This is a genomic window from Streptomyces sp. NPDC002309 (assembly GCF_053593375.1).
The window spans coordinates 173,988-195,132 of sequence record NZ_JBSFCI010000002.1 but is presented as its reverse complement, the minus strand read 5'-3'; the positions used below and the strand labels follow the sequence as shown (position 1 = coordinate 195,132).

The window sequence follows — 21,145 nt, the reverse complement described above, 5'->3', positions numbered from 1 at the left end:
TTCCTCGGGTAGCATCTTTGTGCAAGAGCCCCTTGCGCTATTGCGCCAGGGGCTTCGTCTATTCCGGGGCACCCGGTCCGACGGTCGCGGCCGACGAAGGTCGCGGGGCACGCGGCGGTACGACCCGTCACGTTCGCCTCTGACCCTGGACATGCCCCGCCCGGAAGGGGTGTACGCGCGTGCCCGCACTTGTGCTGCTCGGTGCTCAGTGGGGTGACGAAGGCAAGGGAAAGGCGACGGACCTGCTAGGCGGTTCCGTCGACTACGTAGTGCGCTACCAGGGCGGCAACAACGCCGGCCACACGGTCGTCGTCGGCGACCAGAAGTACGCACTCCACCTCCTTCCTTCCGGAATCCTGTCCCCCGGCTGCACGCCGGTCATCGGCAACGGTGTCGTCGTCGACCCGTCTGTCCTGCTCTCCGAGCTGAGCGGGCTGAACGAGCGTGGCGTCGACACGTCCAAGCTCCTGATCAGCGGTAACGCGCATGTCATCACGCCGTACAACGTGACGGTCGACAAGGTGACGGAACGCTTCCTCGGAAAGCGCAAGATCGGCACGACGGGCCGCGGCATCGGCCCGACCTACGCCGACAAGATCAACCGCGTCGGTATCCGGGTCCAGGACCTGTACGACGAGTCGATCCTCACCCAGAAGGTGGAGGCGGCGCTCGACGTCAAGAACCAGATCCTCACCAAGCTCTACAACCGCCGCGCGATCGCCGTCGACCAGGTCGTCGGGGAACTGCTCGGTTACGCCGACAAGCTCGCTCCCTACGTCGCCGACACCGTCCTGGTCCTCAACCAGGCCCTGGAACAGGACAAGGTCGTCCTGTTCGAGGGCGGCCAGGGCACCCTCCTGGATATTGACCACGGCACGTATCCGTTCGTGACGTCGTCGAACCCGACGGCGGGCGGTGCCTGCACGGGTGCCGGCGTCGGCCCCACGAAGATCAGCCGCGTCATCGGCATCCTCAAGGCCTACACGACCCGCGTCGGCGCGGGCCCGTTCCCGACGGAGCTGTTCGACGAGGACGGCGCGGCGCTGCGCCGTATCGGCGGTGAGCGTGGCGTGACCACCGGCCGGGACCGCCGCTGCGGCTGGTTCGACGCGGTGATCGCCCGCTACGCGACCCGGGTGAACGGCCTGACGGACTTCTTCCTGACCAAGCTCGACGTCCTGACCGGCTGGGAGCAGATCCCGGTCTGCGTGGCGTACGAGATCGACGGCAGGCGCGTCGAGGAGCTGCCCTACTCGCAGTCGGACTTCCACCACGCGAAGCCGGTCTACGAGATGCTGCCCGGCTGGTCGGAGGACATCAGCAAGGCCAAGTCCTTCGGCGACCTGCCGAAGAACGCGCAGGCCTACGTGAAGGCGCTGGAGGAGATGTCCGGCGCCCCGATCTCCGCGATCGGCGTGGGTCCGGGCCGGGACGAGACGATCGAGATCAACTCGTTCCTGTAGGCCGCCTTCCGCTCCGGTCCGCCGCCGCGTCCGCGCCCGCCGCTACGCCCTCCGGGTGCGTCCGGCGGGCGCGCGTCCGTCGGGGGCGGTGCAATCGGCGTATGAGCGACCACGCGATCGTGCCGTGCCTCGGCCCGTACGGCGGTGAGGGCGCCGACGCGGCGGGGTCGGAGTGCTCCGACCCCGCCGTCTTCGAGGTGGCCCGCCATCACCGGGCGCCCCTGCGGGTGTGCCCGGTCCATCTCGGGCCGTCGCTGCTGATGGCGGCCGGAGTGCTGTGGCCACCCGTGATCGTCGTCATCGGCCGGTCGTGAGCCGGTGCCGTGGGGCGGGGCCGCTCAGCTGAACACGATCATCGAACCCTGCGCCAGGCTCCGGGTCGCCGCCGCGTGCAGGCCCAGCCAGACGTGGCGCTCGCGGGCGAACGGGCTCGGGTCGTACGGGGCGGGCACGGCCGGCTCCTCCAACTCCGTGGGGGCCGAGGGGGGTTGGGGGGCGGCCGGCGGATTGGCCGGGTCGATGCCGATCGACGGGGCCACGAACTCCAGCTCGCGCAGCAGCGCCTGCGAGGAGCCCAGCGGGCCCCCGCCCGCGAGGAGTTCGTCGTCGGCCAGCGGGTGCGGGAAGTCGAGCGGGACGTAGGCGCCCGCGTGGTCGTAGTGCCAGACCAGGTGGGACTGCTGGGCCGTGGCCTCGAACATCTCCAGGAGCTGCTCGTAGTCGCCGCCCAGGTCGTCGACCGGCGCCACCGGCAGGCCGCACACCTGGAGGAGGTAGGCGCGGCGCAGGAAGTGCAGCGCGTCGTAGTCGAAGCCCGCCACCGGGGCGACCTCGCCGGACAGGCCCGGCATGTACTGGTACACCGGCACCGGCGGCAGCCCGGCCTCGGCGAGCACCTTGTTGTATTGCGCGAGTTCCTCGGCGAACGGGTTGTCGGGCGTGTGGCACAACACGTCGACGAGCGGTACCAGCCACAGGTCACAGGCCAAAAGAGGGCTCCTCATCACGCAGGCGGCGCGGGGTGGTGTCACGGGCGGCGCGGTGCACGTCGGTCGAAGAAGAGTAGTCCGTGTGGTGCGGGGTGGGGCCCCGCGTGCAGGACCCATACCCACGTCAGCCGTCTGCCAGCCGTTCGATCAGAGCCAGCGCGTGCGCGTTGTGCGCGGCGACGAGGGAGCGCGCCGCCTCGGTGTCGCGCCGGGACAGCGCGTCGATCAGTTCGGTGTGGCCGGCCCACAGCTGACCGCGCAGATCGGGGAGCCGGCGCAGATGCTGCACGGCGCACACCCAGGACTGCACACGCAGCCGGTGCAGGAAGTCCACCAGGTAGGGGTTGCCGAACAGGCTGCTCAACTCCCGCCAGAACCGCAGGTCGTAGCCGACCAGCACGGAGAGGTCCCCGGCGCCCGCGGCGCGCTGCGCCTCCTCACCGCGCCGCCGTACGCCCGCGAGTCCGGTGGCCGTGTGCGGATCGCCCGGATCCTGGAACCGGGGCGGCCCGCCGACGCCTTGCTCCAGGGCCTGGAACATACCGTCTATGACCAGGCTGCGCGCCTCGACCAGCCCGCTGAAGTCGGCGAACGAGTACTCGCGCACCCGGAAACCGCGGTGCTGGAGCGCGTCGAGAAGGCCCTGCGCGGACAGGTCGACCAGCGCTTCGCGGACCGGCGTCGCGGAGACCCCGTACTGGTCGGCGATCTCCTTGACCGTGAACTCCTGCCCCGGCTGGAGCCGCCCGGCGAGCACCTCGTCGCGTAGCGCGTCCGCGATCTGCTGCCGCAGGGTGCTGCGGGTCACGGCGCCATTGCCGGGCATGGTCGGGCGGTCTCCTCGTCGCGCGCGGGGGGCGTGCTCGTGGTGCGGGTCCACGAGCACGCCACCATACGCGCTCGGATGCCGTGCCGTGATTACTCGGTGTGCTGGTCGGCCACCGACAGGGCCGCGTCCAGCGCCGCGAGCCCTTCCTTCAGTTCGGCCTCGGTCACGTTGCACGGCGGCACGACGTGCGTGCGGTTCATGTTCACGAACGGCCACACCCCGCCCGCCTTGGCCGCCGCGGCGAACGCGGCCATCGGCGCGCCCGCCTCGCCGGTCGCGTTGTACGGGACCAGCGGCTCGCGGGTCTCCTTGTTCCGCACCAGTTCCAGGGCCCAGAACATGCCGGTGCCGCGCACCTCGCCCACACAGGGGTGCCGCTGCGCCAGCTCGCGCAGTGCCGGACCGACGACGTCGGCGCCGAGCCGCGCGGCGTTCTCGACGACGCCCTCCTCGGCCATCACGTTGATCGTCGCGACGGCGGCGGCGCAGGCGAGAGGGTGGCCGGAGTAGGTCAGTCCGCCCGGGTAGGGCCGCCGGCCGAAGGTCGCGGCGATCTCGGCGGAGATCGCGACGCCGCCGAGCGGCACGTAGCCGGAGTTCACGCCCTTGGCGAAGGTCATCAGGTCGGGCACGACGCCGGCGAGGTCCGCCGCGAACCACTCACCGGTGCGCCCGAAGCCCGCCATCACCTCGTCGAGGACGAAGACGATGCCGTGCCTGTCGCAGATCTCGCGGACACCCGCCAGATACCCCGGCGGCGGCACCATGATCCCCGCGGTGCCCGGGATCGTCTCCAGGACGATCGCGGCGATCGTCGCCGGGCCCTCGAAGGCGATCGTGGTCTCCAGGTGCTCCAGCGCCCGCGCGCACTCCTGCTCCTCGGTCTCGGCGTAGAAGCGGGAGCGGTACAGGAAGGGCCCCCAGAAGTGCACGACGCCGGAGGTGCCGCTGTCGCTGGCCCAGCGGCGCGGGTCGCCGGTGATGTTCACGGCCTGCTGGGTGCCCCCGTGGTACGAGCGGTACGCCGACAGCACCTTCGGCCGGCCGGTGTGCAGCCGGGCCATCCGCACCGCGTGCTCGACGGCGTCGGCGCCGCCGTTGGTGAAGAAGATCTTGTCGAGGTCGCCCGGGGTGCGCTCGGCTATCAGCCGGGCGGCCTCGGAGCGTGCCTCCACGGCGAAGGCGGGCGCGAAGGTGGCCAGGCTCGCGGCCTGTTCCTGGATCGCGGCGACGACCTTCGGGTGCTGGTAGCCGATGTTGGTGAAGACGAGGCCGCTGGTGAAGTCGAGGTAGCGGTTGCCGTCGTGGTCCCAGAAGTACGACCCCTCGGCACCGGCGACGGCGAGCGGGTCGATGAGCTCCTGCGCGGACCAGGAGTGGAACACATGCGCGCGGTCCGCGGCCTTCACGGCTGCGCCGGTGGCGGGAGAGGGCTGAGGGGTCATGCGGCCGAGGGTAAATGTCCGGGATACGGCCGCGACATCGGCGTCCTGTCTGCGGTCTCGCCCGATCCGCGACAGGTTGTCGATGACGGCGGGCCCGGGCGGGGCCCGCCCGGGGAGCGGCCGGCCCGGTAGCCGGTCGTGGAAGCCGCCCCGCGACCCGCCCCGGAGCCGACGACGGTGCCCGCCCCGGGAGCGACCTCGGTACCGGCGCCGTGACCGACCTTGGTACCGGCGCCGTGACCGACCGCTGAACCAGCCCCGGAACCGGTCGCCGAACCCGTTAAGGAACCATGGAAAGCGGACTCGCCGTCTCCCCGTACCGCCGCATTATTCTTCGGTCAACGCACAGGGGTGGGGGAGGGGTTCGCCGTGGACGGACTGGGGCCTGGGGATCCACCGCGGATCGGCGGCTACCGGCTGCTCGCGCGGCTCGGCGCCGGCGGCATGGGGCAGGTGTACGTGGCGCGTTCGGACCGGGGGCGGACCGTCGCGGTCAAGCTGGTGCGGCGCGAGCTCGCCGCGCAGGAGGAGTTCCGCGCGCGGTTCCGTCAGGAGGTGCGGGCCGCGCGGCAGGTCGGGGGCGACTGGACGGCGCCCGTGCTCGACGCCGACACCGAGGCGGCCGTGCCCTGGGTGGCCACCGGCTATGTCGCCGGTCCGAGCCTGCAGCAGGTCGTCGGGCGGGACCACGGGGCGCTGCCCGAGCGCTCGGTACGGATCCTGGCGGCCGGGCTCGCGCACGCGCTGAAGGACATCCACGCCGCCGGGATCGTGCACCGTGACCTCAAGCCGTCCAACGTGCTCGTCACCATCGACGGCCCCCGGGTCATCGACTTCGGGATCGCGCGGGCGATGGAGACCGTGACGGACGGCGGACTGACCCGGACCGGCGCGCTCGTCGGCTCACCCGGTTTCATGGCCCCCGAGCAGGTGCGCGGTGACCGCGTCACGCCCGCCTGCGACGTGTTCTGCCTCGGCTCCGTCCTCGCCTACGCCGCCACCGGCCGCCTCCCCTTCGGCGGCACCGACAGCGGGGTGCACGCCCTGATGTTCCGCATCGCCCAGGAGGAACCCGACCTGGACGGCGTGCCCGAGGGGGTCGCCGACCTCGTACGCCACTGCCTGCGCAAGGACCCGGAGGCGCGCCCCACCCTGGACGACGTCCTGCGTCGCACGGGCGCCGGGGACACGGTCGCGGGCGGGCGGTCCCGGGACCCCTGGCTGCCGGGCGCGCTGGTGGCCCAACTCGGGCGGCACGCCGTGCGGTTGCTGGACACGGAGGACCCGGAGGCCGCGGGGGGTGCCGACACCGACCGGGGCACCTCACCCGAGCACGCCTCCACCGCCGACGAGGCGGCACCGGCGGCCGGGGCGCGGGACGGCGGGGCGCAGCCGCTGGACCGCATGCCGACGCAGGCCGCGGGCGCCGCGCCACCGGTCCCACCGCACCCGGCGTACGGATATCCGCAGCAGGGGCACGGCCATCCCCAACAGCCGCAGGGCCCGGTACCCCCACCGGGAGCGGGTCCGCCGCAGCAGTACGCGGGCGCCCCGCACCCCGCCGGCCCCTACGGCAACGGCCCCTACGGCAACGGTCCGTACGGCCCCTACAGCGGCGGTCCCGGTGCCACGACTCCCTACGGAACCCCTCCCGCCGGCATCCCCGGGGAGCCCCGGAGAAGCAGCCGCGCCACCGTCGCGCTGGTCGCCATGGCACTGGTCGTCGCGCTCGCCGCCGGAGGGACGGTGTACGCGGTGATGGACGGCGGCCGCGACGACCCGCAGGCCGGCCCTACCGCCACCGCACCCGTGAGCGCCTCCGCACCCGCCGGCCCCGAGGAGTCCGCCCCGGCGCCCGCGCCCTCACCACCGGCCTCGTCCCCGTCCCCGTCCGCCGACGGCGGGATACCGGCCGGCTACCTCGGCACCTGGGCGACCACGATCGACAACGCGAACGGGCAGCACACCCGGCGGCTCACCCTCCAGCAGGGCGAGGTCGGCGACACCGTCCTGTCCCTCGTGGCGGACGGGACCGCCGAGGACGGCGGCAGCTACCACTGCGTGTTCCAGGCGGAGTTGGCCCAGCCGCCGGGCGCGGACGGCCCGGTGCGGCTCGGCCCGTCCACGGTGACGGTCGGTCGACCGCCCACGGCCTGCGCGCCGGGCGAGGCCACCGAGATCACTCTCCGGCCGGACGGCAGCCTGGAACGCGTCAACGCGACCACCGGCGAGAAACTGACGTACCGGCGCCGGTGACGGACACCGTGAACCGGGCGAAGTCGGGCGGCCCGGCCGGAAGTTGAACGCCCAGCGAACAATGCCGGGAGGGCGCTGACGTGCGGTTCGGACAGACGTACGGTGACCCCACCATGCAAGCTCCGGGAGTGGCGGGGGACCACCAGTGGTGGAGTCGCTGAACATCGAGAACGTCATCGCCGTCGGCACGTCCCTCCTCGGTCTCCTCGTGCCGGTCGTGATGTTCCTGTACGACCGCCGGGTGCCGCGCCGCAAGCTGATCGGCTACCGCGTGCAGATGGACAGCCCCATAGGCGACGGCTACTCCAACCCCCGCCTCGGCGACTTCGACGTCCCCAACATGGCCGACGCCTCGCTGGTCCTGCTGCGCATCGAGAACGACGGCTCCCAGAGCGTCGCCGACAACGACTACACCTCGTCCGAGGTCCACGGCCTGACCGCCGACTTCACGGGACGCACGGTCCAGGCGGTCGCGGTCACCCAGCCGTCCGGCATCGACCACATCAACAGCCACTTCACGAACGCCAACGGCTTCGAGCACGTCGGCAGCACCGTGAACATCCCCCGCGTCCCGCTCAACCCCGGCGACCACTTCAAGCTGCTGGTGCTGCTCTCGGGCGGGCGGGCGGAGGGCGAGGTCAGGCTGATCGGTGGCCTCCGGGACGGCAAGGTCCACCGCAACAGCGCCCCCAAGCCCGACGAGAAGCAGCGCACGTTCACCGCCCCCGCACGGCTGCTCAGTGCCGCGCTCACCGTCGCCCTGGTCCTGCTCGCGGGCATCATCGTGCTGCGGGAAGGCAACCCGATCGAGTGCGAGCAGGGCGAACTTCGGGTCACGGGATCGACCGCCTTCGAGCCCGTCGTCAGCACCCTCGCCGAGCAGTACGAGAACAAGTGCGAGGGTGCCGACATCGCCGTCGAGGCGCGGGGCAGCGAGGACGGCGTCGCCGAACTCGCCGCGCTGGGCGAGCAGTCGGAGAACGCCGCCCGGTCGGTGATCGCCTTCTCGGACGGCCCCATGGGTGAACGCTGGGACCTCACGGGGGAGCGGGTCGCGCTCTCCGTCTTCACCCTCGTCGTCCACAAGGACGTCGAACTCGGCGCGCACGGACTGTCCCTGGAGGAGGTGCGGGACATCTACGCGGGCCGGTACCAGCGCTGGGGGCAGGTGGTCCCCGGTGTCGAGGAGATCGCCGGCCTGCCGATCGTCCTGGTCAGCCGGGGCGACGAGTCGGGCACACGGCAGATCTTCCAGGACCGGGTGCTGGGCGGCTGGGAGCGGGCGCCGAGCACCTCGCTGGACTGCCGGCCCCCCGTACCGGCCGGTGACGGTGTCACGCGCTGCGAACTCGGCTCGACGGCGGCGGTGCTGGACAAGGTCGAGGAACAGCCCGGCGCCATCGGCTACAGCGAACTCGGCCTCGCCAGGGAGCGGGGCGACGACGTGCACCGGGTGTCCCTGGGCGGCGACCGGCCCGACGACCGGCAGATCGAGCTGGGCGGCAGCCGCTACCCGTACAAGGACGTCGAGTACGCCTACACCTACGGCACGCCCCGGCCCGGCTCCCTCGCCGCCAGCTTCCTCGCCTATGTCGGCGAGTCCACCAGCCAGAGCGTCATTCGGGACAAGGGGCACCTGCCGTGCCTGCGTGATCCGGGCCTGTGCGGGTGACGCCGTCCCGCGCGCGACGGGGGCGCGCACACGCGCCGGTCAGCGCGGCTCGGGCGGCCGCTGCCGGGGCATGTTGGGGCGCGCCCCCGCCCCCGGGGGCAGGGGGAACCTGCCCTGCCCGCCCGTCCCCTCGGGACGGCCACCCGAGGCAAGCGCCGACTGGATGCCGAGCGCCGGCCCGGACCGGAACTCCCCCATCCAGTCCGTCGTCTCGGTGCGCACCAGCTCCGTGACGTCCTCCGAGAACCTGCGCAGCACCCCCAGGCACCGCTCGGCCGCCTCACCGGCCGTCCCCTCGGTGGGCCCCAGCACCTCGCGCACGCTCTCCGCCGCCCAGTCGAACTGCAACGCCTGCAACCTGCGCTGCACGGCCTGCGCCGTCGCCACGTCCCTCATCCACCCGGACGTCACCCCGAAATAGCGGTCCACCGCCACGCAGGACGCCCCGAGGAGCAGCGCCAGATACCCCCAGGGCGCCACCCCGCCCACCACGCCGGTCAGGTCGAGGATGGGCAGCGCGGCCCCGGTCACGGCCCCCGCCGCCGCCCCGCACCGCAGCACCCGGGCCTGCCGCCGCTTCCACACCCGGTCGGCGAGGTACCAGGCCGCCGTGTCCAGCGCCCCCCGCTCCACCCAGCGGTACAGCTCGTCCAGGCGCAGGGCGGGTTCCGCCCAGTCCCCGAGCGGGAACGACCGCCCGGCCAGATCCCCCGGCCGCAGCCCGGCCGCGCCCTCGCCCCGCCCGTCCTGAGGCGGACCCTCGGGCTGCATCTCCGGCTGACCCACCCGGCACTCCCTATCGACCACAACTGATCACGGTGCGTGACACATCGTTACGGCGCGTGCGTCGTCGCGACATCCCGCCTGATGGTGACGCCGATGCGCCGTGACCCTTCCTACCGCCCAATGGGTGGCGAAGGGCCTGCTTTCCTCTGTTTTCCGCCCGGAAGTGGGCCTTGATCAGGTATAGGAAATGCAGTCCTCTCACTCGAAAGAGTGCTGGGGCGACGGCCGCGTGGACCACGTAGGCTCGTGCTGAACGGGAAAATCCCGTGCTCGTGAGCCCCGGAAGAGGAGCTGATCGTGATCCCCGGTGGTGGCCAGCCCAACATGCAGCAGCTGCTGCAGCAGGCCCAGAAGATGCAGCAGGACCTGGCGAAGGCGCAGGAGGAACTGGCGCAGACCGAGGTCGACGGCCAGGCGGGCGGCGGTCTGGTACGGGCCACGGTGACCGGCGCCGGGGAGCTGCGCGCCCTGCGGATCGACCCGAAGGCGGTGGACCCGGAGGACACCGAGACCCTCGCCGACCTGGTCGTGGCGGCCGTGCACGCGGCCAACGAGAACGCGCAGACCCTCCAGCAGCAGAAGCTGGGCCCGCTGGCCCAGGGGCTCGGCGGCGGTGGCATCCCCGGACTGCCCTTCTAAGACGGGCCGCGGGAAACTACCGTACGTACCAACAGCATTGAGGAAGGGCGGCAGTCCGTTGTACGAAGGCGTGGTCCAGGACCTCATCGACGAACTGGGGCGGCTTCCCGGCGTCGGTCCCAAGAGTGCCCAGCGGATCGCCTTCCATGTGCTGCAGGCCGAGCCGGCGGACGTCCGCCGGCTCGCGCACGCCCTCCTGGAGGTCAAGGCGAAGGTCCGCTTCTGTGCCACCTGCGGCAACGTCGCGCAGGAGGAGCTGTGCGGGATCTGCCGTGACAGCCGCCGCGACCTGTCGGTGATCTGCGTGGTCGAGGAGCCCAAGGACGTCGTCGCCGTCGAGCGCACGCGCGAGTTCCGCGGCCGGTACCACGTGCTCGGCGGTGCCATCAGCCCCATCGAGGGCGTCGGCCCGGACGACTTGCGGATAAGGGAACTGCTGGCCCGCCTCGCCGACGGCTCGGTCACCGAGCTGATCCTGGCCACGGATCCCAATCTCGAAGGCGAGGCCACGGCCACGTACCTCGCTCGCATGATCAAGCCCATGGGCCTGAAGGTCACCCGCCTGGCCAGCGGCCTCCCAGTGGGCGGCGACCTGGAATACGCGGACGAGGTGACCCTCGGCCGCGCCTTCGAGGGGAGACGACTCCTAGATGTCTGACGCCACGCTGCACTCCACGACGCGGGACCCGGACGACTTCGCGGTCCAGATCGCGGACCAGGTCGAGAGCTTCCTGGTGGCCGTGACCGAGGTGGCCAGGGGCGACGAGCCGGCCTCGGCCGTGCCCTTCCTCCTGCTGGAGGTCTCGCAGCTCCTGCTGGCGGGCGGCCGTCTGGGCGCCCACGAGGACATCGTCCCGGACGAGCGCTACGAGCCCGACTCCGGCCCCGAGCCGGACGTGGACGAACTCCGGGAGAACCTGGCCCGGTTGCTGGAGCCGATCGACGTCTACTCCGAGGTGTTCGACCCCTACGAGCCGCGTGAGGCCCCGGTGCCGGCCCGCGTCTCCGACGATCTGGCGGACATCATCACCGACCTTCGCCACGGCATGGCCCACTACCGCGCGGGCCGCACCACGGAGGCCCTGTGGTGGTGGCAGTTCTCCTACTTCTCCAACTGGGGCCCCACGGCGTCGGCGACCCTGCGCGCCCTGCAGTCGGTCCTCATCCACGTCCGCCTCAACCAGCCGCTGGCGGAGCTCGACGGCCTGGACACCGACCAGGGCGTGGGCGACGACACGCTGGAGATCGAGGCCGGCAAGGTCATGCAGCAGGAGATCGCGGCGCCGCTGGGCGTGCGGGTGAAGTAGCGCGGCGCGCCCGAAAGCCGGTCCACGGCACACGCGACGAGTGCTTTGTGTGATGCCAGGCACTTTTCCGAGTGGCCTCGGGCCCCCGCGGGCATGTGCCTCTCCGGAACAGGCGGCGGGGATCTCACCATGCGATATCGCGAAGGTGGTTTTCGGCCGCTCGTTAGACTGAGCCGACCGCCGTGCACATGCGTATCCGTGCACGGCGGAAAATACGACGGATTGAGCGAGGAGCGCACGTGGGCCTTGTCGTGCAGAAGTACGGAGGCTCCTCCGTAGCCGATGCCGAGGGCATCAAGCGCGTCGCCAAGCGGATCGTGGAAGCCAAGAAGAACGGCCACCAGGTGGTGGCGGTGGTCTCCGCGATGGGCGACACGACGGACGAGCTGATCGATCTCGCCGAACAGGTATCGCCGATTCCTGCCGGCCGCGAGCTCGACATGCTGCTGACGGCCGGAGAGCGGATCTCCATGGCCCTGCTGGCCATGGCGATCAAGAACCTGGGCCACTCGGCCCAGTCCTTCACCGGCAGCCAGGCAGGTGTCATCACCGACTCGGTCCACAACAAAGCCCGGATCATCGATGTCACGCCGGGCCGGATCCGGGACTCGCTGAACGAGGGCAACATCGCCATCGTCGCCGGTTTCCAGGGCGTCAGCCAGGACACCAAGGACATCACCACGCTCGGCCGCGGCGGCTCCGACACCACGGCGGTCGCGCTGGCCGCCGCGCTGGACGCGGAGGTCTGCGAGATCTACACGGACGTCGACGGTGTGTTCACCGCCGACCCGCGGGTGGTGAAGAAGGCCCGGAAGATCGACTGGATCTCCTTCGAGGACATGCTCGAACTGGCGGCGTCCGGGTCGAAGGTGCTGCTCCACCGCTGCGTGGAGTACGCCCGCCGCTACAACATCCCGATCCACGTCCGCTCCAGCTTCAGCGGACTCCAGGGGACGTGGGTCAGCAGCGAGCCGATCGAGCAAGGGGAAGAGCACGTGGAGCAGGCCATCATCTCCGGTGTCGCGCACGACACCTCCGAGGCCAAGGTCACGGTCGTCGGTGTGCCGGACAAGCCGGGCGAGGCCGCCGCGATCTTCCGTGCGATCGCCGACGCCGAGATCAACATCGACATGGTCGTGCAGAACGTGTCCGCCGCCTCGACGGGGCTGACGGACATCTCCTTCACGCTGCCGAAGACCGAGGGCCGCAAGGCCATCGACGCGCTGGAGAAGAACAAGCCGGGCATCGGCTTCGACTCGCTGCGCTACGACGACCAGATCGGCAAGATCTCGCTCGTGGGCGCCGGGATGAAGACGAACCCGGGCGTCACGGCCGCCTTCTTCGAGGCGCTCAGCGACGCCGGGGTGAACATCGAGCTCATCTCGACCTCCGAGATCCGCATCTCGGTCGTCACCCGCGCCGACGACGTGGCCGAGGCCGTGCGCGCCGTGCACACCGCCTTCGGACTCGACTCCGACAGCGATGAGGCCGTGGTCTATGGGGGCACCGGCCGATGACCGGACGACCGACGCTCGCGGTCGTGGGGGCGACCGGAGCCGTCGGCGCGGTCATGCTCCAGATCCTGTCCCAGCACGCGGACATCTGGGGCGAGATCCGTCTCGTCGACTCCCCGTCCACGGCCGGCCGCAAGCTGACCGTGCGCGGGGAGGAGGTCGAGGTGGTGGCCCTGTCCGAGGAGGTCTTCGACGGGGTCGACGTCGCCATGTTCGACGTCGACGACGAGACCGCCGCGCACTGGGCGCCGATCGCCGCGGCCAAGGGCGTGGTGGTCGTGGACAACTCCGCCGCCTTCCGGATGGACCCGGACGTGCCGCTGGTCGTGCCGGAGGTCAATCCGCACACGGTGCGGTCCCGGCCGCGCGGCATCGTCGCCACCCCGAACTGCACCACGCTGTCCATGATCGTCGCGCTGGGCGCGCTGCACGCCGAGTTCGGCCTGCGCGAGCTGGTGGTCTCGTCGTACCAGGCGGTGAGCGGCGCCGGGCGGGAGGGCGTCGAGACGTTGCGCCGGCAGCTGGCCCTGGTGGCCGGTACGGAGCTGGGGACCCACCCCGGTGACGTGCGGCGGGCCGTCGGGGACGACACCGGGCCCTTCCCGGAGCCGGTCGCGCTGAACGTCGTGCCGTGGGCCGGATCCCTCATGGAGGACGGCTGGTCGTCGGAGGAGATGAAGCTGCGGGACGAGTCCCGCAAGATCCTCGGCCTGCCGAGGCTGCCCGTCGCCGTGACGTGCGTCCGGGTGCCGGTGGTGACGGCGCACTCGCTGACCGTGCACGCCCGCTTCCAGGACGAGGTGACGGTGGACCGGGCGCGCGAGATCCTCGCCACCGCGCCGGGTGTGGTCCTCTGCGACGATCCGGCGGCCGGCGAGTACCCGACGCCCGCCGACGTGGTGGGCACCGATCCGACGTGGGTCGGGCGGGTGCGCCGGGCACTGGACGACCCGACCGCGCTGGAGCTCTTCGTGTGCGGGGACAATCTGCGCAAGGGTGCCGCGCTGAACACCGCGCAGATCGCCGAACTTGTTGCCGCGGAGTCGTCCTGAGGGAAAATGTGTCGTGGCGATGACCTGATCTATTTGTAGGATCAACGTAAGGATTTTTCTCCCCGTCCTCCGCAACCGCGCGGAGGGCGGGGAGCGTCTATGCCGTCGCCCTTCCTGGGCTGCAGGGACGCGTTTGATCCGAGGCGTGGGGACGCCGATGAGTGCGCGTGGGGACGCTCGCTCATGCGGGACATAGGGGAAGAGCGGGGCGCATGAGGGCATTTGAGGCACCGTCGGTCGTGCTGCCTGACGCGAGAACAAGAGTGATGTCCGGCACGTACAACCCTCACGGGGGTGAACGTGTCCAACTGGCGTGGCAGAGGTACTCGACTTCCCCGCGGTGGCCGGCGGCACGGCCCTACGGCCGCCCCGGCGGCCCGTGCGCACCCGTATGCCCGGCTCGTCCGGCGGCATCCCGGTGATCGCGCCCATGCCCGCAGCGCGGCCCGCCCGCGTCCCCGGTCAGCGTGACGGTGCCGACGACGCCGCGGCGGCCGGCACCACCGTCGACCACCTCACCGAGACCTACCGAACGCACTACCGTTCGCTGCTCGGTCTCGCCGCGCTCCTCCTCGACGACACGGCCTCCTGCGAGGACGTCGTCCAGGAGGCGTTCATCCGCGTCCACTCCGCCCGCAAACGCGTCCGCGACCCCGAGAAGACCCTCGCCTATCTGCGCCAGACGGTCGTCAACCTCTCGCGCTCCGCGCTGCGCCGCCGCATCCTCGGCCTGAAGCTCCTCTCCAAGCCGATGCCGGACATGGCGAGCGCCGAGGAGGGGGCGTACGACCAGCTGGAGCGGGACTCCCTCATCAAGGCGATGAAGGGGTTGCAGCGCCGGCAGCGCGAGGTCCTGGTCCTGCGCTACTTCGCGGACATGACCGAGGCCCAGGTCGCCGAGACGCTCGGCATCTCGCTGGGCTCGGTGAAGGCGTACGGCTCGCGGGGCATCGCCGCGCTGCGGATAGCGATGGAGGCGCCGGCATGACGAGGGAGCCTCGTGAGCGGGGAGAGCCCGCGCGGTGGGGCCGGGCGCCCGGGGCGTCCGACGACTCCTCATCCGATATCTTGCGTGAGCCCACCGAGGCGCACGAGCAGGATCCGAAGCAACCGCACGCTGGGAACGGAACTGTGAACCACGGCCTCGACGACCAGAGCCCCGACGGGTTCGACTCGGACGAGCCGGCACTGCGCCGGTTGCTGCACCAGGCGGTGCAGGAGATGGAACCGCGCGACGGCACGCTGGACCATCTGCGCCGGGCCGTGCCCGCACGCCGGGCGCGCAAGCGGCAGGCGGCCGTCGGCATGGCGGCTGCCGCGCTCTTCGTGTGCACCGCCGTGCCCGCGCTGGTGCACGTCTCCCACTCCACCGGCCCGGACGCCAACCCCTCGATCGCCGGTCATGGGTCGCAGACGCAGGGCAGCGCGGGTGAGGGCAGCGGCACCGAGGGCACGGGCGGCGGCTCCGGAGGTTCCACGGGCGCGGCCCAGGACCCGGGCACGACCAGTTCCGAGAAGGACGACGAGGGCGGCACCGCGTCCCCGAGCAGCGGAGTCGTCGACGACAGCACGGAAGGCGTCTACCCGTCCGCGACCAGCGCGGTCACCACACCGATCTGCACGGCGGCCCAGCTCGGCTCGGCCACCGCGACCGCCGAACTCCCCGACGCCGCCGGGACGGTGTACGGCACGTTCCGGATCACCAACGTCTCCGCCGCCGGCTGTACGGTCGGCGGCGCCGGCGCGGTGACCCCGCTCGCGCAGGGCGCGGCGGACGCGGCCAGGATCAGCGTCGCCGCGCACACCGCGGGCGACGCGGCGGGCGGCCTGCCCGACCCGGCCCTGGAGATCCCGCAGCTGGTGCTGGAGCCGGGCGCGGCCTACGAGGTGCGGTTCGCCTGGGTGCCGTCGGAGACCTGCCCGACCGACCCGGGCGGTGACAACGGCGGCGAGACCGGTGGTCCCTCGCCCGATCCGACGCCGACGGACGGCCCCGGGACGACGACGTCGGGAAGCTCCGCGAACGGCGACGCGGGCGCCTCCGCGCAGCTGATGACCGAGGACGGCACGAAGGACGGAAGCGTCGTCGCCACCTACACGGCGGAGGCCGGAGCGCCGACGGTCTCGGCGACGGTGCCGAACGCCTGCGCGGGGACGGTCTACCGCACGGGCGTGCTGCCCGTCCCGTAGGCGTCCGAGGAGGTCGCGGGGGCGGTGGCCGGGGCGGTGTCCTCGGCCGACAGCCCCATCTCGCCGTCGCGGACGAACTCCACCTCGCGGCGGAACAACCGGAACCACATGAACACCACGAACCCGGCGAAGACGAACCACTCGCCGGTGTACCCCAGGTTCTGGAACGCCTTGAGGTCGAGCCCGGTGTCCGGGGCCGTGCCCACCGGTACGGCCCTCATGCCCGAGTCGCCCTCGTCGAGCGTGACCCAGGCGTCGTAGAGGTCGTACGGCACGAGGTTCACCAGCGAGGCCGCGCTGATCGCCGCGGTCTGGCCGGCCGGCAGCCCGGTCCGCCCGCTGACGCCGTTCTCGCCGGGGTGCTCCGAAGCCTGGAGCGCGCCGGTGACCGTCACCTCGCCGCGGGGCGGGACCGGCACCTCGGCGGCGCCGGGCTCACCGGGCAGCCAGCCCCGCACCACGGGCAGGGCCTTGCCGCCGTCGGTGCGCAGCAGCGTCAGCACGTAGTAGCCCCGCTCGCCGTCCAGCTCCCGGTCCGGGACGAGCAGCTGCTCGCCGTACCGGCCGCCGACGGTCGTCGGGTCGCCGGAGGTCTCCTTGTCGACGGGCAGCAGCTCCTCCAGCGGGCGGGCGGCCTGCTGCCCGTCCGTGGCGGCCTGCTCCTCGGCGCTGCGGTGATTCTCCACGCGTGCCTCGAACCGGCTCAGCTGCCAGGACCCCATGAAGACGCAGAAGGGGATGGCGAGCAGCACGAAGACGTTGATCCCCCACCATCGGGGCGTCAGCAGAAACCGGTACACGCCCCTAAAGGTACGGGGGGCGCGGGGCGGACGAGGGCGCGGGGTGCCGAAGTTATCCACAGGCTGGGGACCTCGGGAGCGGGATCCGGGCCGGGGCGGGCAGTATGGGGTCATGACTGAGAGCAACGGGTCCCCCTCGCCCGAGCGGCGCGAGGCCATGCCGAACTGGGAGAAGCGCTTCCGGGCGCCGCGGGTGTCACTGCCCGACTGGGCGGAGGACGCCCCCGACCGCTCCCTGTTCGTGTCCAACGCGACGGGGACGTACGAGCTGTACGCCTGGGATCGCGCGACGGGTGAGCAGCGCCAGGTGACGAACCGGCCGAACGGCACGACGGACGGACTGCTCTCCCCGGACGGCGCGTGGATCTGGTGGTTCGACGACAAGGACGGCGACGAGTTCGGCGTGTGGCGCCGCCAGCCCTTCACGGGCGGGGAGGACGAGCTGGCCGTGCCGGGACTCGATCCGTCCTACCCGGCGGGCCTCGCGCTCGGCCGGGACGGGCGCACGGCGGTGGTGGGACGCTCCACCGACGAGGACGGCACGACCATCCATCTCGCGCGCGCGGGCGAGGCGCCGGTCGAGATCTACCGGCACCGTGAGTCCGCGGGCGTGGGCGACCTCTCCCGTGACGGTTCGCTGATCGCCGTCGAGCACACCGAGCACGGCGACGCCATGCACTCCGCGCTGCGTGTACTGCGCCCCGACGGCACGCCGGTCGCCGAGCTCGACGACACCAAGGGCGGCACGGTCGAGCTGGGCCTGGAGGTCCTCGGCTTCGCGCCGGTCGACGGGGACACGCGGCTGCTGATCGGGCACCAGCGGCGCGGCCGCTGGGAGCCGCTGGTCTGGGACATCGCCACGGGCGAGGAGACCGACCTGGCGCTGGAACTGCCCGGCGACGTGAGCGCCGAGTGGTACCCGGACGGCTCGGGCCTGCTGATCGGGCACAGCCACGAGGCGCGCGGCGAACTCTTCCGCTACGACCTGGGCACGCGCGAGCTGGTGCGGATCCCGACCCCGACCGGCACGGTGTCGGGGGCGACGGCCCGGCCCGACGGCAGCGTGGAGTACCTGTGGTCGTCGGCGGCACAGCCGTCGTCCGTGCGCTCCACGACGGGCGGTGTGGTGCTCGACCCGCCGGGCATGAAGTCGCCGGGCTCGGTGCCGGTGGAGGACGTGTGGGTGGAGGGTCCCGGGGGCCGGATCCACGCACTCGTGCAGAAGCCGGCGGGGGCCACGGGACCGCTGCCGACGGTCTTCGACATCCACGGCGGCCCGACCTGGCACGACAGCGACTCGTTCGCCGCGGGCCCGGCTGCCTGGGTCGACCACGGCTACGCGGTCGTCCGGGTCAACTACCGGGGCTCGACGGGCTACGGGCGGGCCTGGACGGACGCCCTGAAGCACCGGGTCGGCCTGATCGAGCTGGAGGACATCGCGGCGGTCCGTGAGTGGGCGATCGGCTCGGGGCTCGCGGACCCGGACCGGCTGATCCTGACCGGCGGTTCCTGGGGCGGCTACCTCACGCTCCTCGGCCTCGGCGTCCAGCCCGACGCGTGGACGATGGGCATCGCCGCGGTCCCGGTGGCGGACTACGTCACCGCGTACCACGACGAGATGGAGGCCCTGAAGGCCATGGACCGCACGCTGCTCGGCGGCACCCCGGAGGAGGTCCCGGAGCGCTTCGAGGCGTCCTCGCCGCTGACGTACGTCGACCGGGTCGAGGCGCCGGTCTACATCTCCGCCGGCGTCAACGACCCGCGCTGCCCCATCCGCCAGATCGAGAACTACGTCAAGCGCCTCCGGGCACGTGACGCGGTCCACGAGGTCTACCGCTACGACGCGGGGCACGGCTCGCTGGTCGTCGACGAGCGCATCAAGCAGGTGCGGCTGGAACTGGACTTCGCCGAGCGCCACCTGAAGGCGGCTGCCGGGAAGTGACGTCCACCGGGAGGTGACGTCCAGCCGGACAGGGCGTCCAGCCGGACGTGATGTCCAGCCGTCCGCGGCGTTCCCCGGTGAGGTCTCTCTTCCGGGCCCAGCATCCCGCGCCATCCGCCCTGCTGGGCCCGGAGAGAGCCTCCCGGAGCCGTACGCCCCCGTTCGCTCCCGGCGTCTGCGGCCCAGGAGTTCCGCGAGGCCGCGGCGGGTCGCCGCCAGGACCACGCGGTCCTCGGCGCGCGGCACAGAGGCGGGCGGCAGTTCCCGGACGAGCTCCGAGACGGCCGCGCGGCCCGTGGCCGCCGGGCGCGCCGCGAGGATGGTTCCGGCAACGGATTGAACGCCCGTTCCGCAGCGGCCGTATCGAAGGGGAGCCACCCCGCGCAACGGAGGACCCCACCCGTGGCCGTCACCCTTCCCGAGCCGCCGCCGACGCCCCCGTCCCGGTCGACGGACCCGACGCCGCGGACGACGCCGGCACCGCCCGCCGCCGGCAAGGAAGACGGCTGGCACCTGAGTTCCCCGCTGGTCCTCACCGTCACCGTGCTCCTGCTGCTGCTCGGCCAGGCACCGATCCGCCGCGCGCTGTCGGCGCCGGTGATGCAGAGCTGGACGACGGTGTTCGTCGCGGTGGTCGTGCAGGCGCTGCCGTTCCTGGTGCTCGGCGTGCTGCTGTCGGCGGCGGTCGCCGTGTTCGTCCCGGCGTCCGTCTTCGCCCGTGCGCTGCCGGCCCGGCCCGCCGCCGCCGTACCGGTGGCGGGGCTGGCCGGAGCGGTCGTCCCCGGCTGCGAGTGCGCCTCGGTGCCGGTGGCGGGGGCGCTGATCCGGCGGGGAGTCGCCCCGGCGGCGGCGCTGACCTTTCTGCTCGCCGCGCCCGCGATCAACCCGGTCGTGCTGACCGCGACGGCGGTCGCCTTCCCCGGGCAACCGGAGATGGTGGCCGCCCGGTTCGTCGCGAGCCTGGCCGTGGCCTGCGCGATGGGGTGGCTGTGGCAGCGGCTGGGCCGCGCCGACTGGCTGCGCCCTCCGGCGCGTCCCTCCTACGAGGGCCAGGGCAGGGGAGCGGCGTTCTGGGGATCGGTGCGGCACGACGTGATGCACGCGGGCGGGTTCCTGGTGATCGGCGCGATGGCGGCCGCGACGCTGAAGGCGGTCGTGCCCGAGGAGTGGCTGCGGGCAGCGGCGGACAACCCGGTGGTCGCGGTGCTGGCCCTGGCGGTGCTCGCCGTGCTGCTGTCGATCTGCTCGGAGGCGGACGCGTTCGTGGCGGCCTCGCTGACGCAGTTCTCGCCCACGGCGCGGCTGGCGTTCCTCGTGGTGGGGCCGATGGTCGATCTGAAGCTGTTCGCCATGCAGGCGGGCACGTTCGGCCGCGGCTTCGCCCTCCGCTTCGCCCCGGCGACCTTCGCCGTCGCCGTCGGTGTGTCCGTGCTGACCGGGGCGGTGCTGCTGTGAACCGGCACGCGCAGGCCGCCGTGCTGTGCCTTCTCGGGGTGTCACTGCTGCACGCGGGCGCCACGGACCTGTCGCTGCGTTACGTGAAGGCGGGGCTGCGGCCCCTGCTGCTGGTGGCGGGGGTCGTGCTGGTCGCGGCGGCGGTGGCGACGGTCCGCTACGAGCGCCGGCGGGCGCGTCCCGTTCCCCACCACGAACCGCGCGTCGCCTGGCTCCTGCTCCTGCCGGTCCTCGCGTTGGTCCTGATCGCCCCGCCGGCCCTCGGCTCGTACAGCGCGATGCGCGCCGGAACGGCGCTGCAACGGCCCCCGGCCTTCGCCCCGCTGCCCTCCGGCGACCCCGTCCGCCTGGCCGTCGTCGACTACGCGGGCCGGGCGGTGTACGAGAACGGCCGCTCCCTGCGCGATCGCCGGGTCAGGATCACGGGATTCGTGGCGATGGACCGGGCCGGCACCCCGTACCTGGTCCGTATGACGCTCAACTGCTGCGCCGCGGACGCCCAGCCGGTGAAGATCGGGCTGGCCGGCCGTGTCCCGCCGGTGCTGCAGCCGGACACCTGGCTGGAGATCACCGGCACCTATATCCCGAAACGGACCCGCGACCCGGTGGGCGGCGGTCCCGTCCCGTTCATCGAGGTCACGACGGCGGAGCCGGTCCCGGCGCCCGCCGACCCGTACGACGAGAGCTGGAACAGCTGAGCGGGGAGGTGCCCGCGACCCCCTTCGCCGACGCCCGGGTCCCGTCCCGCGTCGTGCCGACCGCCCTGGATATCTGACGCCTCGTCAGTTATGGTCCGAGCTGCCGAT

The 21,145-nt window shown here is 72.3% G+C and carries 19 protein-coding genes; 14 read left to right on the top strand and 5 right to left on the bottom strand.

Features of this window, described 5'->3' with window-relative positions; genetic code table 11:
- Window positions 1–179: 179 nt before the first annotated feature.
- Together ACWCPM_RS02375 and ACWCPM_RS02370 are read left to right on the top strand one after the other, a co-directional pair.
- Window positions 180–1,463, top strand: coding sequence for an adenylosuccinate synthase (locus ACWCPM_RS02375; RefSeq protein ID WP_450974248.1), 1,284 nt, complete (start codon window positions 180–182; stop codon window positions 1,461–1,463).
- Window positions 1,464–1,564: 101 nt separating this feature from the next.
- On the top strand, window positions 1,565–1,777 hold the full coding sequence (locus tag ACWCPM_RS02370) for a hypothetical protein (RefSeq protein ID WP_450974247.1): 213 nt from the start codon (window positions 1,565–1,567) through the stop codon (window positions 1,775–1,777).
- 24 nt (window positions 1,778–1,801) lie between these two features.
- Here the strand turns inward: ACWCPM_RS02370 and ACWCPM_RS02365 are convergent, their stop codons facing one another.
- The 3 genes from ACWCPM_RS02365 to ACWCPM_RS02355 form a co-directional block, all read right to left on the bottom strand.
- Window positions 1,802–2,452: a hypothetical protein gene (locus ACWCPM_RS02365; protein ID WP_450974246.1), complete on the bottom strand. Its 651-nt coding sequence runs from the start codon at window positions 2,450–2,452 to the stop codon at window positions 1,802–1,804.
- Between the two features lie 124 nt (window positions 2,453–2,576).
- Window positions 2,577–3,278, bottom strand: coding sequence for a GntR family transcriptional regulator (locus tag ACWCPM_RS02360; RefSeq protein WP_450974245.1), 702 nt, complete (start codon window positions 3,276–3,278; stop codon window positions 2,577–2,579).
- A gap of 92 nt (window positions 3,279–3,370) precedes the next feature.
- Window positions 3,371–4,726: an aminotransferase class III-fold pyridoxal phosphate-dependent enzyme gene (locus ACWCPM_RS02355; RefSeq protein ID WP_450974244.1), complete on the bottom strand. Its 1,356-nt coding sequence runs from the start codon at window positions 4,724–4,726 to the stop codon at window positions 3,371–3,373.
- Between the two features lie 369 nt (window positions 4,727–5,095).
- Here ACWCPM_RS02355 and ACWCPM_RS02350 point away from each other — a divergent pair, with 369 nt between their 5' ends.
- Complete coding sequence (locus tag ACWCPM_RS02350; protein ID WP_450974243.1) at window positions 5,096–6,982, top strand: protein kinase domain-containing protein; 1,887 nt, start codon at window positions 5,096–5,098, stop codon at window positions 6,980–6,982.
- 148 nt (window positions 6,983–7,130) lie between these two features.
- Entirely contained in the window at window positions 7,131–8,654 is a 1,524-nt protein-coding gene (locus ACWCPM_RS02345) for a substrate-binding domain-containing protein (RefSeq protein WP_450974242.1), read from the top strand.
- 39 nt (window positions 8,655–8,693) lie between these two features.
- On the opposite strand, the gene ACWCPM_RS02340 is transcribed toward ACWCPM_RS02345, so the two are convergent.
- Window positions 8,694–9,440, bottom strand: coding sequence for an SLATT domain-containing protein (locus ACWCPM_RS02340; RefSeq protein WP_450974241.1), 747 nt, complete (start codon window positions 9,438–9,440; stop codon window positions 8,694–8,696).
- Between the two features lie 297 nt (window positions 9,441–9,737).
- Here ACWCPM_RS02340 and ACWCPM_RS02335 point away from each other — a divergent pair, with 297 nt between their 5' ends.
- The 7 genes from ACWCPM_RS02335 (at window position 9,738) to ACWCPM_RS02305 (ending at window position 16,142) form a co-directional block, all read left to right on the top strand.
- Entirely contained in the window at window positions 9,738–10,079 is a 342-nt protein-coding gene (locus ACWCPM_RS02335; protein ID WP_450974240.1) for a YbaB/EbfC family nucleoid-associated protein, read from the top strand.
- A 58-nt stretch (window positions 10,080–10,137) separates the two neighbouring features.
- Window positions 10,138–10,737, top strand: a complete 600-nt coding sequence (gene recR / locus ACWCPM_RS02330; RefSeq protein WP_450974239.1) for a recombination mediator RecR — start codon at window positions 10,138–10,140, stop codon at window positions 10,735–10,737.
- Entirely contained in the window at window positions 10,730–11,386 is a 657-nt protein-coding gene (locus ACWCPM_RS02325) for a DUF5063 domain-containing protein (protein WP_450974238.1), read from the top strand. Before recR ends, ACWCPM_RS02325 begins: the two co-directional genes overlap by 8 nt.
- 239 nt (window positions 11,387–11,625) lie before the next feature.
- Window positions 11,626–12,903 (top strand): aspartate kinase, encoded by a 1,278-nt coding sequence (locus tag ACWCPM_RS02320; protein ID WP_450974237.1) that lies wholly within the window; start codon window positions 11,626–11,628, stop codon window positions 12,901–12,903.
- Window positions 12,900–13,952, top strand: coding sequence for an aspartate-semialdehyde dehydrogenase (locus ACWCPM_RS02315; protein ID WP_450974236.1), 1,053 nt, complete (start codon window positions 12,900–12,902; stop codon window positions 13,950–13,952). The genes ACWCPM_RS02320 and ACWCPM_RS02315 overlap by 4 nt, the downstream gene beginning before the upstream one ends.
- A gap of 391 nt (window positions 13,953–14,343) precedes the next feature.
- A complete protein-coding gene (locus tag ACWCPM_RS02310) occupies window positions 14,344–14,940 on the top strand; it encodes a SigE family RNA polymerase sigma factor (protein ID WP_450974383.1) in 597 nt (198 codons plus the stop codon).
- A gap of 143 nt (window positions 14,941–15,083) precedes the next feature.
- The gene (locus tag ACWCPM_RS02305) at window positions 15,084–16,142 is read left to right on the top strand and encodes a hypothetical protein (protein WP_450974235.1); all 1,059 of its coding nucleotides are present in this window, start codon (window positions 15,084–15,086) and stop codon (window positions 16,140–16,142) included.
- Here ACWCPM_RS02305 and ACWCPM_RS02300 read toward each other — a convergent pair.
- Window positions 16,112–16,942, bottom strand: a complete 831-nt coding sequence (locus ACWCPM_RS02300) for an SURF1 family protein (protein ID WP_450974234.1) — start codon at window positions 16,940–16,942, stop codon at window positions 16,112–16,114. The genes ACWCPM_RS02305 and ACWCPM_RS02300 overlap by 31 nt on opposite strands.
- 112 nt (window positions 16,943–17,054) lie before the next feature.
- Between ACWCPM_RS02300 and ACWCPM_RS02295 the strand changes: the two genes are divergently transcribed.
- From ACWCPM_RS02295 to ACWCPM_RS02285, 3 genes are all read left to right on the top strand, one after another.
- The gene (locus ACWCPM_RS02295) at window positions 17,055–18,884 is read left to right on the top strand and encodes a prolyl oligopeptidase family serine peptidase (RefSeq protein WP_450974233.1); all 1,830 of its coding nucleotides are present in this window, start codon (window positions 17,055–17,057) and stop codon (window positions 18,882–18,884) included.
- 513 nt (window positions 18,885–19,397) lie between these two features.
- Window positions 19,398–20,339, top strand: coding sequence for a permease (locus ACWCPM_RS02290; RefSeq protein WP_450974382.1), 942 nt, complete (start codon window positions 19,398–19,400; stop codon window positions 20,337–20,339).
- Window positions 20,336–21,037 carry a TIGR03943 family putative permease subunit gene (locus ACWCPM_RS02285; protein ID WP_450974232.1) on the top strand — a complete coding sequence of 234 codons (702 nt, stop codon included), beginning with the start codon at window positions 20,336–20,338 and terminating at the stop codon, window positions 21,035–21,037. The genes ACWCPM_RS02290 and ACWCPM_RS02285 overlap by 4 nt, the downstream gene beginning before the upstream one ends.
- The last annotated feature ends 108 nt before the right edge of the window (window positions 21,038–21,145 follow it).